The 14,375-nt window shown below is 49.5% G+C and carries 12 protein-coding genes; all 12 read right to left on the reverse strand.

The window, feature by feature from the left end; all coding sequences use genetic code 11:
• The coding region (locus tag APU11_RS13125; RefSeq protein ID WP_157849609.1) for an oligosaccharide flippase family protein at positions 1 to 641 on the reverse strand (641 nt) is incomplete at its 3' end.
• A 6-nt stretch (positions 642 to 647) separates the two neighbouring features.
• The gene (gene pseI / locus APU11_RS13130; RefSeq protein WP_013097860.1) at positions 648 to 1,697 is read right to left on the reverse strand and encodes a pseudaminic acid synthase; all 1,050 of its coding nucleotides are present in this window, start codon (positions 1,695 to 1,697) and stop codon (positions 648 to 650) included.
• The gene (gene pseG, locus APU11_RS13135) at positions 1,697 to 3,229 is read right to left on the reverse strand and encodes a UDP-2,4-diacetamido-2,4,6-trideoxy-beta-L-altropyranose hydrolase (protein ID WP_013097861.1); all 1,533 of its coding nucleotides are present in this window, start codon (positions 3,227 to 3,229) and stop codon (positions 1,697 to 1,699) included. The genes pseI and pseG overlap by 1 nt, the downstream gene beginning before the upstream one ends.
• The gene (gene pseF, locus APU11_RS13140) at positions 3,207 to 3,917 is read right to left on the reverse strand and encodes a pseudaminic acid cytidylyltransferase (RefSeq protein WP_013097862.1); all 711 of its coding nucleotides are present in this window, start codon (positions 3,915 to 3,917) and stop codon (positions 3,207 to 3,209) included. Before pseF ends, pseG begins: the two co-directional genes overlap by 23 nt.
• Positions 3,918 to 5,069, reverse strand: a complete 1,152-nt coding sequence (pseC, locus tag APU11_RS13145) for a UDP-4-amino-4,6-dideoxy-N-acetyl-beta-L-altrosamine transaminase (RefSeq protein WP_058651714.1) — start codon at positions 5,067 to 5,069, stop codon at positions 3,918 to 3,920.
• On the reverse strand, positions 5,069 to 6,067 hold the full coding sequence (pseB, locus tag APU11_RS13150) for a UDP-N-acetylglucosamine 4,6-dehydratase (inverting) (protein ID WP_013097864.1): 999 nt from the start codon (positions 6,065 to 6,067) through the stop codon (positions 5,069 to 5,071). The genes pseC and pseB overlap by 1 nt, the downstream gene beginning before the upstream one ends.
• A 375-nt stretch (positions 6,068 to 6,442) precedes the next feature.
• Positions 6,443 to 7,339: a GalU regulator GalF gene (gene galF, locus APU11_RS13155; protein WP_013097865.1), complete on the reverse strand. Its 897-nt coding sequence runs from the start codon at positions 7,337 to 7,339 to the stop codon at positions 6,443 to 6,445.
• A gap of 175 nt (positions 7,340 to 7,514) precedes the next feature.
• Complete coding sequence (gene wcaM / locus APU11_RS13160; protein WP_058651715.1) at positions 7,515 to 8,906, reverse strand: colanic acid biosynthesis protein WcaM; 1,392 nt, start codon at positions 8,904 to 8,906, stop codon at positions 7,515 to 7,517.
• Positions 8,907 to 8,918: 12 nt separating this feature from the next.
• Complete coding sequence (gene wcaL, locus APU11_RS13165) at positions 8,919 to 10,139, reverse strand: colanic acid biosynthesis glycosyltransferase WcaL (protein WP_020690194.1); 1,221 nt, start codon at positions 10,137 to 10,139, stop codon at positions 8,919 to 8,921.
• Positions 10,136 to 11,416, reverse strand: a complete 1,281-nt coding sequence (wcaK, locus tag APU11_RS13170) for a colanic acid biosynthesis pyruvyl transferase WcaK (protein ID WP_058651716.1) — start codon at positions 11,414 to 11,416, stop codon at positions 10,136 to 10,138. Before wcaK ends, wcaL begins: the two co-directional genes overlap by 4 nt.
• A 17-nt stretch (positions 11,417 to 11,433) precedes the next feature.
• Positions 11,434 to 12,912, reverse strand: a complete 1,479-nt coding sequence (gene wzxC, locus APU11_RS13175; RefSeq protein ID WP_045294482.1) for a colanic acid undecaprenyl disphosphate flippase WzxC — start codon at positions 12,910 to 12,912, stop codon at positions 11,434 to 11,436.
• 1 nt (position 12,913) lies between these two features.
• Positions 12,914 to 14,308 (reverse strand): undecaprenyl-phosphate glucose phosphotransferase, encoded by a 1,395-nt coding sequence (gene wcaJ, locus APU11_RS13180; RefSeq protein WP_014832616.1) that lies wholly within the window; start codon positions 14,306 to 14,308, stop codon positions 12,914 to 12,916.
• Between the last annotated feature and the right edge of the window lie 67 nt (positions 14,309 to 14,375).

A 14,375-nucleotide genomic window follows, 5' to 3' on the forward strand; every position in this document is an offset into this window, starting at 1 on the left:
TGTAATAGCAGAGGTACACCAAAAGAAAAATTATATTTAAAAAGATTTAAAGCAAAACCGAATGATAAGCGCACGGTATTTTTCTGAAACCAGTAAAAAATAACAATAGACAAGAATAAACTTGCAATATTTGCAATTATCATCGCTACAATTCGATTTAAAACTGATACATCAAAATAGTGAAAAAGGAAAACTGTTGCTCCAGCAGAAATTATTGCATTTAAAAACTGTATAATAATATAGCTGCCAGGACGCCTCTGACACTGTTGTGATGCAAAGAATAATGCAAGTACAGATTGTGTATAGGCGGTCAAGACAGCATAAAATAAAATATTATCTTTAAAAAATGTAGCTACTAAACATGAAATTATCGCGAATACTATCGTTGCCTGAAATGCACTAGCTAACAATATGCTACCGAGTCCATTTCTACCATATTTATAATAATATCTCACCAAGGCGCCATCTTGGCTAAATCCGATAAAAATCAGTCCCAAAGCAATTACTATCTGATAATAGGATAACTCACCGAAACCATCCGAACCCAGCATTCTTGTAAGGTAAGGAAGCAAAAGAAATGGAATACTTCTTGAGAGAAGATCTCCGGTAAGATAAATAAAGCTATCGCGAATTATTTTCATGTATATTCAACTAATATCTTCCAATGATAAAGGTGTTCCTTTAGATAAATTATTTTTAAATGTTAAACCCATTACCTCATCATAATATTTAGGTGCTAAACCGAAGCCAGGTCTAATGCTTTTTACATTCTCACTGGTCAGTGTTTCGCCTTTTTTAACATCTTTAACCACATAAAGAGAACGACGGAATTTTAGGTTACCCTTTTCACTTTCTTTGCGTTCGTAGTTAACTCTTCCCAACGCCATCCAAGCAGTCCTGGCATCATGACACAATGCTTTGAGCTCTTGTGGTTCAAGCGAGAAACTGTCATCTGGCCCCCCACCATTCCGATCCAGTGTAACGTGTTTTTCAATAACGTTAGCACCAAGGACAACTGATGCTACTGCAGTCGTATTATCGATTGTGTGATCGGACAGCCCAGTAATGACCCCAAAACGCTCAGCCATATCTGGAATAGTCGCCAGATTATAATCTTCTGCTGGTGCCGGGTAACCACTCACGCAATGCAGAACGACAAGTTCCTTACAACCACCGTCACGTGCTGCAGTAATAGCCTCCTGAATCTCCTGCTCGTCAGCCATGCCCGTTGAAATAATCATCGGCTTGCCTGTTTTTGCAACATATTTTATTAATGGCAGATCGATAGCTTCAAATGAAGCGATTTTATAGGCAGGGGCTCCGAGTTCCTCCAGAAGATCTACAGCTGTATAATCGAAAGGACTACTGAAAATAGTAATTCCGAGTTCTTTAGCTTTGTCAAACAGAGGCTTATGCCATTCCCAGGGCATTTGTGCCCCTTTGTATAAATTAAAAAGCGTTTGCCCATCCCATAGGCCGCCATGAATCTGAAAATCTTCAGTATCACATTCAATGGTGATGGTATCTGCACGGTATGTTTGTAATTTTATGGCATCTGCGCCTGCAGCTTTCGCTTCTTCCATAATCTTAAATGCACGGTTGATGTCGCCATTATGGTTCGCCGAAAGCTCAGCAATAATATAAGGAGGATGATCTTTACCAATTTTACGACCATCAATAGTAATAAATTCGTTCATTATTTTTTCTCGCTGATATATTCGCAGGGTGATAATTTATAAAATCCAATACGCTCAAATAACTGATGCGATGTATGGTTTTCTGGTAAAACCGTTGCCAGTATGCTTATACCTTTATGCAACATCAAGGCGCGTTTGATAGCTGCACTCGCAATGCCTTTACCGTGACATGCAGATGTCAGAAAAATCGATATTTCATAGTTTGCAAAGGCATGCTCAACAGGGTCTAATCGAATGACACCACATGCCCCTGCATTTTCAATAATGTAAAAGAATGAATTGTCGGCATTTAACTTTCGTTTCATCCATTCGACGTGATTCTCGTATGCAGGAATTTCAGGATTACGAGCATATTTGCGCGTTTGCGGCTCACATTGAAGTTGATATACAAAATCGATATCGTCAAATGTAGCCTGACGCAGAGTCACATTAGTGCCATCTTTGGCTGACATTATTACTATTTCCTGGATATCTCTGTTAAGCCCCTGTCCATCACATATGTTCATAGCAAGGAGGCGCTGCTCGTGATAATGCGCGATCAAATGATTGAGAGCCTCGCTCAACTCTGCAGCATTAAAATTATCCGCATATAGCACAATCGCACCAGCGTTAGACAGATTGTTTGCGATGGTTTTTTGATTATCCGCAATGACTACGTTTACCGCAGGTAATCCCATAGTACATCGTTCCCACGTCGTTCCCCCCATAGCGCCGATTGCGAAATCGTGTTCCAGCATCAGTTCTGCCATATTTGACACATTAACGAGAACGTCGACGTCGTATTTCGATTTATTCGCAAGAGAGATAATTTCAGAACGGTGTGGACAAGCAGAGCCCAATACAACAGTGATTTTTTCTATGTTTTTAAAGTTTGACTGCTCAAGGAATACCAGCATTTTTCCAGCAACATTATGTGCATCCACCCCACCCATTGTTAATAATAGTTTTTTCGGTGCAGTAATGTTGGCTTTACGAACAATTGATTGTTTTCTTAATTGCGAAAATGCAGGGTTTAGCAACGCATATTTTGCGCCAGCGAGAACTTTACCTTCTCTTTTATTGAATTGGGCATATTCTCTGGCGCTGCGCATATAGGTTTGATCAATCAGTAAATCACAACAATGCGGCCGGTTGCAGAGATCATCGATCACCACTAAATGTGAATCAGGAAAACGTGCTTTCACAATCGCTTCCCATTCGTAATCAAGAGAATAGTGATCGACAATGATGATGTCTGGATCAGAACAGTTTTCTACTATTAAATCGATAAATTTCTCAGCATCATCGTATTGACTTCCATTAAGCCATGATTTTTCATCGCTGATGTAAGTACTCGATTTATCGGCAGCTGCGATAACTTCGACAGAAAAACCTTCCTGTTTTATTTTATCCAGAATATTACCAGGGTGGTCTTTTGATATAAATGAACAACGAGCTCCTGCTTTTTCTAAGACTTTCGCAAGATTTAGACAACGGATAATATGACCAGAACCGATCGATAGCGATGAATCAGCCCGCAGAAACACGTTCATTTTTAAACTCCATGGCTTTAAACAACCACTCAGCTACGCGCCAGTCTTCTGGAGTATCAATATCCTGGACACGTTCACGCGGAAGTTCAATCGAGTAGGAATCTGCGCTAAAAATCGGCTTTTCGTTCAACCAAGCTGAGGATGTCCCCCAATAAAATTGCCCGGCATCGTGCCACGACTCTTCAAGATCCTGTGACCGGACATGGAACATCTCAGGTGAAAACATACTTATACGCTGTTCATCACTGACTTTAAGTGCTCGTTGAATGGGATAAGGAAACCTTGAAACTGTGAAAGCATAATCGCCTTGCTGGCTTTGGAGAGTTCCTAATCCCTGAATAATATCTTCAGCGCGGATAAAAGGAGCTGTAGCATAAATACAGCAAACATAATCAACCGCGCAGTCGTGACTAATGAGCCAATCAGTCGCGTGGCGAATCACAGGAATAGTACCTGCATAATCATTTGAGAGTTCTTCCGGGCGCATAAATGGCACTTCTGCACCATATTGACGCGCAACTTCAGCTATCTCCGCATCATCTGTTGAGACAATGATTCGGTCAAAGACGCCGCTCTTTTGAGCGGCTTCAATGGACCAGGCAATCATTGGTTTCCCACAAAATTCTTTAATGTTTTTTCGTGGAATACGCTTACTGCCACCACGCGCAGGAATGATTGCCACATTCATTTAAAAATACTCCCGAATGCACTGAATAACGTAGTCTTGCTCTTCATCTGTCAGCGTTGAGTACATAGGGATACTTAGCGCGCGAGAGTAATAGTCTTCAGCGACGGGATAATCACCAGATTTATGACCTAACTGCTCATAATAAGGCTGAGTATGAACGGGGATATAGTGGACGTTAACCCCAATGCCTTTATCACGCAGATAATCAAACAGTGGTTTACGTTGAGCCGGATCGTTCACCGTCAGTGGGTAAAGATGCAAAGCACTGTATCCACTCTCTGACTGCTGCGGTATTGAAACAGGAACACCGTCAAAAGCCGCGTGATAACGTTTTGCCAGTTCATGACGTCGAGCCACAAAACCGTCAATACGTTTTAACTGACTCACACCCAGTGCAGCCTGTAATTCGGTCATGCGATAGTTTAGTCCGAGATCTACCTGCTGATAGTACCAACCACCTTCCGATAGTTTGGTCATTTTCTCGTTGTCGCGGGTAATCCCGTGGCTGCGGAAAAGTTGCATACTCTCGGCCAGCGCATCGTTGTTTGTCAGCGCCATACCACCTTCAGCAGTTGTGATGATCTTAACCGGGTGGAAGCTCAAAATGGTAATGTCGGCAAAACGCGAGTTGCCAATTTTAGCTCCCTGATAATTACCACCGATCGCATGCGACGCATCTTCGATAATGGCGAACCCATACTCTTTAGACAGTTTATGGATCGCTTCCATATCACATGATTGACCCGCGAACGCTACTGGCACCACGATTTTAGGCAATTTGCCTTCTGCTTTAGCCGCAATGAGTTTAGCTTCCAGAGCGGAAACACTCATGTTGTAAGTTTGCGGATCAATATCAACAAAGCTTACATTGGCATCACAATAAAGCGCACAATTTGCCGAAGCCACAAAGGTATTAGGCGAAGTCCAAAGCCAGTCGCCTTTTTTCAACCCCAGTGCTAAGCATGCAATATGAAGTGCAGACGTTGCGCTATTAACCGCTACAGCATGTTTAACGCCAACATAGTCAGCAATGGCCTGCTCGAACTGTGGAACACATGGCCCCTGAGTCAAGAAATCAGACTTCAGTACGTCCACCACTGCACTGATATCTTCTTCTGAGATATCCTGCCGTCCGTAGGGGATAAATTTCATTAGATATTGCCTACTTTTTCACGGTTATCATCAATCCATTGACGCAGTTCTTCAATGCTCATCCACTCGGTATTGCTGTCGCTTTCGTAAACGAACCCTTCTGGTACACGTTTACCATCTTTAATACGTTCAGGAGAATCGCACCAGTTATGGATTGCAGGAAGGATTTTGAAATGTTCCGGATATTCATAGGTGTAATGCGCATCTTCTGCACTGATCATTTGTTCATGCAGTTTTTCACCCGGACGAATACCGATCACTTTCTGAGTTGCATCAGGAGCAACAGCCGTTGCAACATCAGTCACTTTCATTGATGGGATTTTCTTAACATAGATCTCGCCACCTTCCATGTCATTGAAGGCGTGCCAAACCAGTTCCACACCCTGTTCCAGGGTAATCATGAAACGGGTCATGCGGTCATCAGTGATTGGCAGTTCGCCCTTGTCTTTGATAGACAGGAAGAATGGAATTACGGAACCACGGGATCCCATAACGTTCCCGTAACGCACAACGGCGAAGCGAGTCTTGGTAGCACCGGAGTAGGAATTACCTGCCACAAACAATTTATCGGATGCCAGTTTAGTTGCACCATACAGGTTTGCTGGGCTACTTGCTTTGTCAGTAGACAGTGCAACGACACGCTCGATACCTTTATCAATACATGCATCAATAACATTCATCGCACCGTTGATGTTGGTTTTTACACACTCAAACGGGTTGTATTCTGCGGTCGGAACGATTTTTGTTGCTGCTGCATGCACCACGAAATCAACCCCATCTAACGCGCGGTACAAACGATCTTTATCACGCACATCACCGATGAAAAAGCGGATGCGACTTTCATCTTTGAAATGCTTTGCCATTTCCCACTGTTTCATTTCATCACGCGAATAAATGATAATTTTTTTAGGATTATATTTTTCAAGCGTCATGCGAACGAACTTATTGCCAAATGAACCTGTGCCGCCAGTTACCAGAATCGTTTTATTATCAAACATGTTTTTCACCAGAAAATATCAACTTATTGAATGCTACAATTGAAGAGATTGTAACCCAGCCCTGCATGGGTTTTACCCACGCTACCGCCCCTGGCTTAACAGCTACCAGTGCACTGAACGAGGGTGAAATGTTCCATATTGTTGAAGTCCGACACCGAACTCTACTGGCGCTGGACAACTGCAAAAACTGGCGTTAATTGTCGTCCTAAATGACCTCAGAAACAAGCACAAATCGTTACAAATCTGACCAGATTTAAATCAGATAAATCCATGTTATCATTAGAATTAATAACAAAAAACGGCAGCTACCATTTTGGTTATGTTTCAACATACCCAAATGATGACTGCCGCTTGTGCAAATCAAGTAAGAAAAAATCAGTCGTTAGCTAACAACTTCTCAATCCGGCTTCTGAACTTCGCCCCTTCCTTCAGGTTACGCAGTCCATAATTCACAAACGCCTGCATGTAGCCCAGCTTCTTACCGCAGTCGTAGCTCTCACCGGTCATCAGCATCGCGTCAACAGACTGCTTTTTCGCCAGCTCGGCAATCGCATCGGTCAACTGGATACGATCCCAGGCACCTGGTTCGGTTTTTTCCAGCTCGGCCCAGATATCCGCGTTCAGGACATAACGACCAACCGCCATCAGGTCAGAATCCAGCGTCTGCGGCTGATCCGGTTTTTCGATGAACTCAACGATGCGGCTCACCTGCCCTTCTGTCTCCAGCGCTTCTTTAGTCTGGATAACAGAGTACTCGGACAGATCGCCTTTCATGCGTTTCGCCAGCACCTGGCTGCGGCCTGTTTCGTTGAAACGCGCCACCATCGCCGCCAGGTTGTAGCGCAGCGGATCCGCAGAAGCGGTATCGATGATGATATCCGGCAGGACCACGATAAACGGGTTGTCGCCCACGACAGGGCGAGCACACAGGATGGAGTGGCCCAGGCCAAGCGGCTGCGCCTGACGCACGTTCATGATGGTCACGCCAGGAGGACAAATGGACTGCACTTCCGCCAGCAATTGACGTTTAACACGCTGCTCCAGCAGCGCTTCGAGTTCGTAAGAGGTGTCGAAGTGGTTTTCAACCGCATTCTTGGACGAGTGCGTAACCAGAACGATTTCTTTGATCCCTGCAGCAACAATCTCGTCGACGATGTATTGAATCATCGGCTTGTCGACGATCGGTAGCATCTCTTTAGGAATGGCTTTTGTGGCTGGCAGCATATGCATGCCCAGTCCGGCTACCGGAATGACTGCTTTCAAATTAATCATTATTTCTTCCACCTTAAAATGGTTGACGAATTATAGCTCTTAAACCTGTTTTCGCCAGTATGATTTGCCGTAATCCTGTAATGATATTACGCCTTAGCACCACAAATTACAGTAGTTGTAATCTGAATAGAATGCGATTCCGTGCCAGGAATAGTCGCAAAAAGCCCACTGACGATTATCTGTGCGGCAGCGCAAAATTCAGCCGTTCCGTATTCACCACATGCTGATCCACCCGGTCAATATCCACCGAGCTCTGCCCTTTCTCATTCACTGCTTTGATGTTTGCCAGTGACAGCAACGTCTCGTCTTTCGCCATAAACTTACCCCGCACATCCTTACGCAGGTCGAAGTTCAGCTTCAGTGCGGGTCCGATTGCTGCTTCCTGCATTACGTTGATATTGCGTAAGAAAAGGTGCTGAGGTTTGTTATGCAGCTCAAGCGTCGCGCGCTGCATCTCGACGTTGGTGATGGCCACAAACGAGGTCGCATTACCGGATGAAATTTGTATGCCGCGCAGCTTATAGGCAAGCTGGCTATTATCCAGACGAATATCGTTAAGCTTGAAGTTCTGCGGAATCGACAGGTAGTCACCTTTAATCACGCCGTAACCGATTAACATGCCGGCACTATTGACCATATCGACATTATCAATAACGAAATTATCACAGCCATAAATTGCTACCGTGGCATTGTCTATTCCCGCCTTTTTACTGAAATCAGGCGTAATATTTTTGGCCTTAATATTGCGGATAATAAAGTGTTTACCGTTCTCAACGTGCACCAGCTGGCGGCAGTTGCTGCCGGTGATATTGGCAACCACAAAGTTCTTCACGGTCTGTTTTTCCGGGTAGTCGTTGTCGTAGGTACTGCCCGCAAGGCCAATACCAATCCCCCAGTTAATCTTCCCGTTGGTGCAGTTGATGTTGTCGATCACATGGTCGGAGATCAGAATATTGCGGTCATTGATGGCCACATTCCATTCGATCGCATCGCCCTGCAGGTGGCTGAATTTGCTGTTGGTGATGCGGGCGCCATCCACCTGGTTGTGAAACCCCTGGCGCAGGATGGCGTAATTGGCCTGGCTCACGCGGATGTTATCAATGACCAGATTACGCATCACGCTGGGCTTTTTGCCGCCGATGTAGATTTGCGTTACCGGGCCAAATCCGCTCATCGCCAGCCCTTTGATGACACAGTCAGAGCCACGAACGTCAAGGGTAATATTTTCGGTACGGCCTTCGCCCTCACCGATGACTTTGCTGCCCTCCTGCAGAACAAAGCGCCCCCGGCCATTGCCGGTTAACGCCCCGCGAATCAGCAGCGTTTTGCCGTCAGGAATGAAAATGCCCGTGTTGATGTTTTTGCAGGTGAGCCCTGCAGGCACTACGACGATGTCGCCTTCGTTAAACGCCTGCTTAAAGGCGGCGATCCAGTCGTTGTTATTGTACTGATTTACAGAGACCGTCTTGCCGGTTGCCGCCCGCGCAACGCGGGGCGACAGTAGCGGCATTGCCGCCAGGACGGACAGAGAAGAGACAAAGCTGCGTCGGGTAATCTTTTTCAGCATACAACCTCGGCGTTACAACGTTTGCAGCAGGCTCGCTAACTGGCGATTGATCACCTGCTGGTTAAAATCTGCCTCGACTTTTTGTCGGGCATTGTGCAGCACGGGCTCCAGCGCCTGCTGGTCGATATCGCTAAACGCGGCCAGCCGATCGGCCAGGGCCATGGCGTTATTTTCAGGGACCAGCCAGCCGGAATGGTCTGACTTGATCAGCTCCGGGATCCCGCTGTGCAGCGTCGATACCACCGGAATCCCCACCGCCATCGCCTCCATCAGCGCCACCGGTATGCCTTCCATGTCGCCATCGGCGCCGGTAACGGACGGCAGCAGAAACACGTCGGCTTCATCGAGCATGGCCTTCACCTCGTGGCTCGGCTTAAAGCCCGGCATCTCCACGTGCGTTTCCAGCTCATACTGTTCAATAAGCGTACGCAGACGACGCTCCCACGGGCCGATACCGAGAATGCGATATCGGAAATCCACCCCGCGCGCCTTGAGCTGGCGGCAGGCTTCAATCGCCACATGCAGCCCTTTTTTCTCGGTCAGTCGGGCAACGGAGATAATCTGCAGCGGTTTACCCGGCACCTTGACCGGACGTCGGGTAAAACGCGCCAAATCCACACCCATCCGCGAGACGGTGATTTTCTCGCCCGGGCAGCCCATCTTTTTGAGGCGTCCGGCCCACAGGTCGCTGATGGGCAGCATCATGTCGCCGCGCTGGAACAGCTGCTGATACTCCGGCGTGTAGTGGTTCAGCACTTCACGGCTGGAGATATCAATGCCGTGGAAGATCGTGGCGATCTTCCCGTCAATCACCCCCAGCTCGCGCAGTTTGGCTGCGGTCACCCCTGCCGGGCCAAAGTGGGCGATAAAGACATCAGCGCGGTACGGCTGCGCCGTTTGCCCGCAGATGGCCGACAGGATCAGATTGCGCGACTCCGCGCCATAGCGGGAGATGTTCAGCGCTCGCCAGGTCGACGCGCGATGAAGCCCGCGTAAGGTCTGGCTGGCACGGTAGCGCAGCTTGTTCACTTTTCCGGATGGCTCATCCTGCAGCCAGCGGGTTTTCGCCTCCAGCCCATACTGGGTATACGCCGCATGGGTGTTTTGCGTATCGCCCTTTTGCAGGGCGATAATTTCCACGTCATATCCCATATCGATAAACGCGGTGATTTGATTGAGTACAAATGTTTCAGACGACAGTGGAAATTTCAGTAAGAAGAAACCAACCTTCATTTCCCCTCCCGCACGCGGTCAAGCACAGACTTCACCATCCCCATTCCCTTTTCGCGCTCGGCTTTCACTGCCACGGCCAGGCGCTCATTCACGGCGGGCAGTTGCCCAAGGGTGTCGCCCACCATTGCGCCGAGCGAGCCATCCAGCAGATGACGGATATCCACGGCCATTTCCGGCATCCCCAGCTGCTGCATAATCCCGGCAGACTTGTGCTCATAGTTGATGGCAATGGCTGGCGTGCCAAAGTTCATCGAGATGATGGCAGAGTGCAGACGGGTACCCACGGTCAGGTCACAGGCTGAGAGCAGTTTGCCCATCTCCAGATCGTTCAGTTCGTCCATCACCACATGATACCGGGACGGATCGTTCACCAGATGGCGCAGGTTAAGCGCCACCATGCGATCATCCTTGTTGTAACTATCGATACCGGTACAGGTGGAGAGCGCCAGCACCTGATAACCGCTGTCCAGCACGCGGTTAACGACCTCGGCAAAGGCCTTCTCGTAGGCGGCCTGAGTCGTACCTAAACGCTTATCAAAAGGTGCCAGCTCGCGCAGGGTAATGGCGACGGTTTTCTGTTTCGCCGCCACGTCCAGCCAGTGCTGCACCGCGTAGCTCGGCTGGAAGCTGTCGTCCTGGTGATCCACCAGCCACGCGGTATCCACCCCGTGCTCGACTTTCGAGGTGTCGATCTCGCTGCGCTTCATCATGTCGAGGCTGACTGACTCACGCAAAATCAGGGCATCGCAGTGGCCAAACACATAGTTTGCCAGCTGGTTGAACTGAGGTTCCTGGAATGGCCCGACGCTGTGACCAATCATAAACAGCGGCTTCTTCGCCATAAAGGTACAGAGCGCATGCTCAAACTGCGGCACGCCGTAGAGATCGACAAAGAACGAACCGCCCACCTGAATGATGGCGTCATAGCCGGACAGCAGACGCACGAAATCGGTAAAGCCCTGCGCGATGGCGATGTTGCGCAGCTTGCCGGTGTCGGTTACGCGAGAAAGCAGCACCTGATGCTGGTAGCGGCGACGCAACACTTTCTTCACGCGTCCCATCACGCCCGCAGCGTTATTGTGCTGTTTCATCTGGCTGTAGAGCGGGTCGCCCATCACCGGGCGGTTCAGTAACCAGGATGAGCTGACCGGGTAACGGCTCATCACGTCCACTTCTGTCTCAGGCTTAATGGTGTTAATTGCATCCAGTAAACCGCGCAGGATGGCGCTGTCGCCACGGTTGCCGCAGGTATGGTTGCCAAGAATTAATAATTTCATAATGGCCTCTTAAATAACTAGCCTGCGCGAAGCAGCGTTTTCATTTTTTCGTTACGGCAAAACTGGCGCTTCATCTCCACCACCAGCGCATTGCGTGACAGCACAATCATCACCCCAAACGCCAGCGCGCCCGCGGCAACCTGCACTGCCAGCAGCGCGGCCAGCGGCAAATGGCCCTTCAGGAGCACGCCCAGACCGTAGCTCACCACCAGGGTCGGCAAGGAGAGATAAAACGGCAGCCACAGGCTCAGGATGTACTGACGGTAGCTGGAGCCCAGCACCGGCTTGATCATGATGAAGTAGCTCAGCACGGTGTTGATGATTTGCACCAGCAGAAAGCCCAGCGTGACGCCAATGGCGCCCGCCATGTGTCCGCCGACGATAATTGCCGGAATAAACAGGAAAGTTTTAAATACGTTGAATTTAAAGCTGATATCCACGCGCGCTTTCGCCATCAGCAGGGAGCCAATCGGGTTACCCACGGAGCGCAGCAGCCCCACCACACAGAGCAACTGCAGGATCGGGATGATGCTGTTCCACTTCTCGCCAAATACCAGCGGCACAAAGTTGCTCGACACCACCATCAGACCCAGCAGTACCGGGAAGTTAATAATGCCGACCACGGAGAGCAGCTTGTAGAAGTTGACGCGCAGCTTTTCAGTGTCGTCCTGAATTTTGGCGAACGCCGGGAACAACACGCGGGTGATAATCGGGTTGAGCTTCATCGGCGGGACGACCGCAACGTTGTAGGCCAGGTTATAACCCCCCGCGACGCTCGCCCCCAGAATGCGCGCCAGCACCAGCGTGGAAAGGTTGGTGTTGACGTAGTTGATGATGCTGTCGGCCGTCAGCCAGGCGCCAAAGCGCAGGTTCGAGGAGACGGACGCCAGGGAGAAATGCAGCCCCGGGCGGTAGATCTTGCGGCCAAAGTAACCGAACAGCAGCGTACGCACGGTAGAGTTCACCAGATACCCCAGAATGGCGGTCATGGCCAGCGGCCAGAAATGGGCGCTCACCACCGTGAAGGTAAAGCCCGCCAGCACGGCGCTGGTTTCAATCATGCCGATCTTGTTGAACTCCAGCTCTTTTTGCATCAGCGCGCGGAACTGCTGCCCGTGCGGGATCACCACAAAGGCAAACGACAGCGTGCGCATCAGCGGGGCCAGATCCGGGTTGTGCAGCACGCTGGCGATCACATCGCTCAGCAGGAACACCAGCACAAAAACAAACATCCCCAGCCCTACGTTCAGCCAGTAGAGCGTGGTCAGCTCCAGCTGGCTAATCTCTTTGCGCTGGATAATCGAGTTGGCGATACCAAAGTCAGACAGCGTGTCGGCCAGCGCGATAATCACCAGCGAGACGGTCAGCAGACCGAACTGATGATTATCGATAATGCGCGCCAGCACGGTCATCTGCACCAGCCCCAGGCCAATGATGACGATAGTCGCCATCGCTGACCACTTGGCGCCGCTGATGGTTTTTTCACGTAAGCTCATCTTAGTACGCCGCTTTGTTCACGAAACCTTTGAAGATGGTCAGAAAAACAATTTTGATATCGAACCAGAGGCTCCACTCACGGATGTACTCAAGGTCGAATTCAATACGTTTTTCCATTTTTTCCAGCGTGTCGGTTTCACCGCGCCAGCCGTTGATTTGCGCCCAGCCGGTAATGCCTGGCTTCACTTTATGGCGCAGCATGTAGCCTTCAATCAGCGAGCGGTACTGCTCGTTATGGGCAACCGCGTGCGGACGTGGCCCGACAATCGACATACCGCCGGTAAAGACGTTGATAAACTGCGGCAGCTCGTCCAGCGAGGTGCGGCGCAGGAAATTCCCCACGCGGGTCACGCGCGGATCGTTCTGCGTAGCCTGCGTCACCACTTTGTCGTTCTCCATCACCTTCATGGAGCGGAATTTCCACACCATGATCGGCTTACCGTCCATGCCGTAGCGCGTCTGACGGAAGATAACTGGCCCTGGAGAGCTCAGCTTCACCGCCAGGGCAATGCAGCACAGCACCGGGGAGATCAGCAGAAGGATCAGTGAAGAGAGCACAATGTCTTCCAGGCGTTTGAGAACACGGTTGATACCTGACAGCGGCGTGTCGTACAGCGGCACTACCGGTACACCGTTCACCTCTTCGATACGGGAATGGAGAATGTTGAAGGTAAAGACGTCCGGAATGAGGATCACGGAACAGGTGGTGTCCGCCAGGTCGCGCATCAGTTTCTTAATGCGGGACTCCTCTTTCATCTGCATGGCAATGTAGACGTTGTGAATTTTGCCCGCTTTCGCATCGTCAATAAGCTGGTCGTAGTTGCCCGCCCAGTCCGACGGCACGCCACCCGGTTTCGCGTCGTGGTAGATCCCAACCACTTCAAAACCTAACCACGGCTCTTTGCGGAAGCTATCAAGCAGCACCTGGCCCACCGGCAGATCGCCGGCAACGGCGACATAGCGGCGGTTGTAACCACGGTTACGCAACCAGCCCGCGCCAAAGCGGATCAGGGAGCGGCAAACCACCATGCCGACGCTGGTTAACAGATACCAGCACAGATACGTCACCAGACGATTATCAAAATCATGGCTGAACGCCACCAGGCCCGCGCTGAAGATCAGGCTTAAGGTCCAGTTCTGCAGCAACAGCATCAGTTCGGTGGTCATCTTGACGCCACGCCACGAACGATAGAAATCCGTCATCCCGCCGATCATCTGAAACACGACCAGCGCAATCAGTGCCATCAGCAGGTGCATGTATAAGAACGATTGCCCGCTGATCCAACACACCGCCCACAATCCGCCGACCATGATGGTGATATCAGAAAAACGCTGCACCATAGAGATTAACGATGCATTCGTTCTCGCTCGTTCGCGCTTTTTTAGATTCGTCATCGTTGTTCCTTTAGTTCAAAACCTTACCCCTCACCCTAACCCTCTCCCCACAGGGGAGAGGGAACTT

Origin of the sequence: Enterobacter sp. 50793107, assembly GCF_001463365.1 — a bacterium.
Taxonomy (GTDB): domain Bacteria; phylum Pseudomonadota; class Gammaproteobacteria; order Enterobacterales; family Enterobacteriaceae; genus Enterobacter; species Enterobacter cloacae.

What these genes read in the sequence shown, in the direction of transcription:
- pseI (WP_013097860.1), bottom strand. Translation starts at nt 1,697, where the DNA reads ATGAACGAATTTATTACTATTGATGGTCGTAAAATTGGTAAAGATCAT.
- pseG (WP_013097861.1), bottom strand. Translation starts at nt 3,229, where the DNA reads ATGAACGTGTTTCTGCGGGCTGATTCATCGCTATCGATCGGTTCTGGT.
- pseF (WP_013097862.1), bottom strand. Translation starts at nt 3,917, where the DNA reads ATGAATGTGGCAATCATTCCTGCGCGTGGTGGCAGTAAGCGTATTCCA.
- pseC (WP_058651714.1), bottom strand. Translation starts at nt 5,069, where the DNA reads ATGAAATTTATCCCCTACGGACGGCAGGATATCTCAGAAGAAGATATC.
- pseB (WP_013097864.1), bottom strand. Translation starts at nt 6,067, where the DNA reads ATGTTTGATAATAAAACGATTCTGGTAACTGGCGGCACAGGTTCATTT.
- galF (WP_013097865.1), bottom strand. Translation starts at nt 7,339, where the DNA reads ATGATTAATTTGAAAGCAGTCATTCCGGTAGCCGGACTGGGCATGCAT.
- wcaM (WP_058651715.1), bottom strand. Translation starts at nt 8,906, where the DNA reads ATGCTGAAAAAGATTACCCGACGCAGCTTTGTCTCTTCTCTGTCCGTC.
- wcaL (WP_020690194.1), bottom strand. Translation starts at nt 10,139, where the DNA reads ATGAAGGTTGGTTTCTTCTTACTGAAATTTCCACTGTCGTCTGAAACA.
- wcaK (WP_058651716.1), bottom strand. Translation starts at nt 11,416, where the DNA reads ATGAAATTATTAATTCTTGGCAACCATACCTGCGGCAACCGTGGCGAC.
- wzxC (WP_045294482.1), bottom strand. Translation starts at nt 12,912, where the DNA reads ATGAGCTTACGTGAAAAAACCATCAGCGGCGCCAAGTGGTCAGCGATG.
- wcaJ (WP_014832616.1), bottom strand. Translation starts at nt 14,308, where the DNA reads ATGACGAATCTAAAAAAGCGCGAACGAGCGAGAACGAATGCATCGTTA.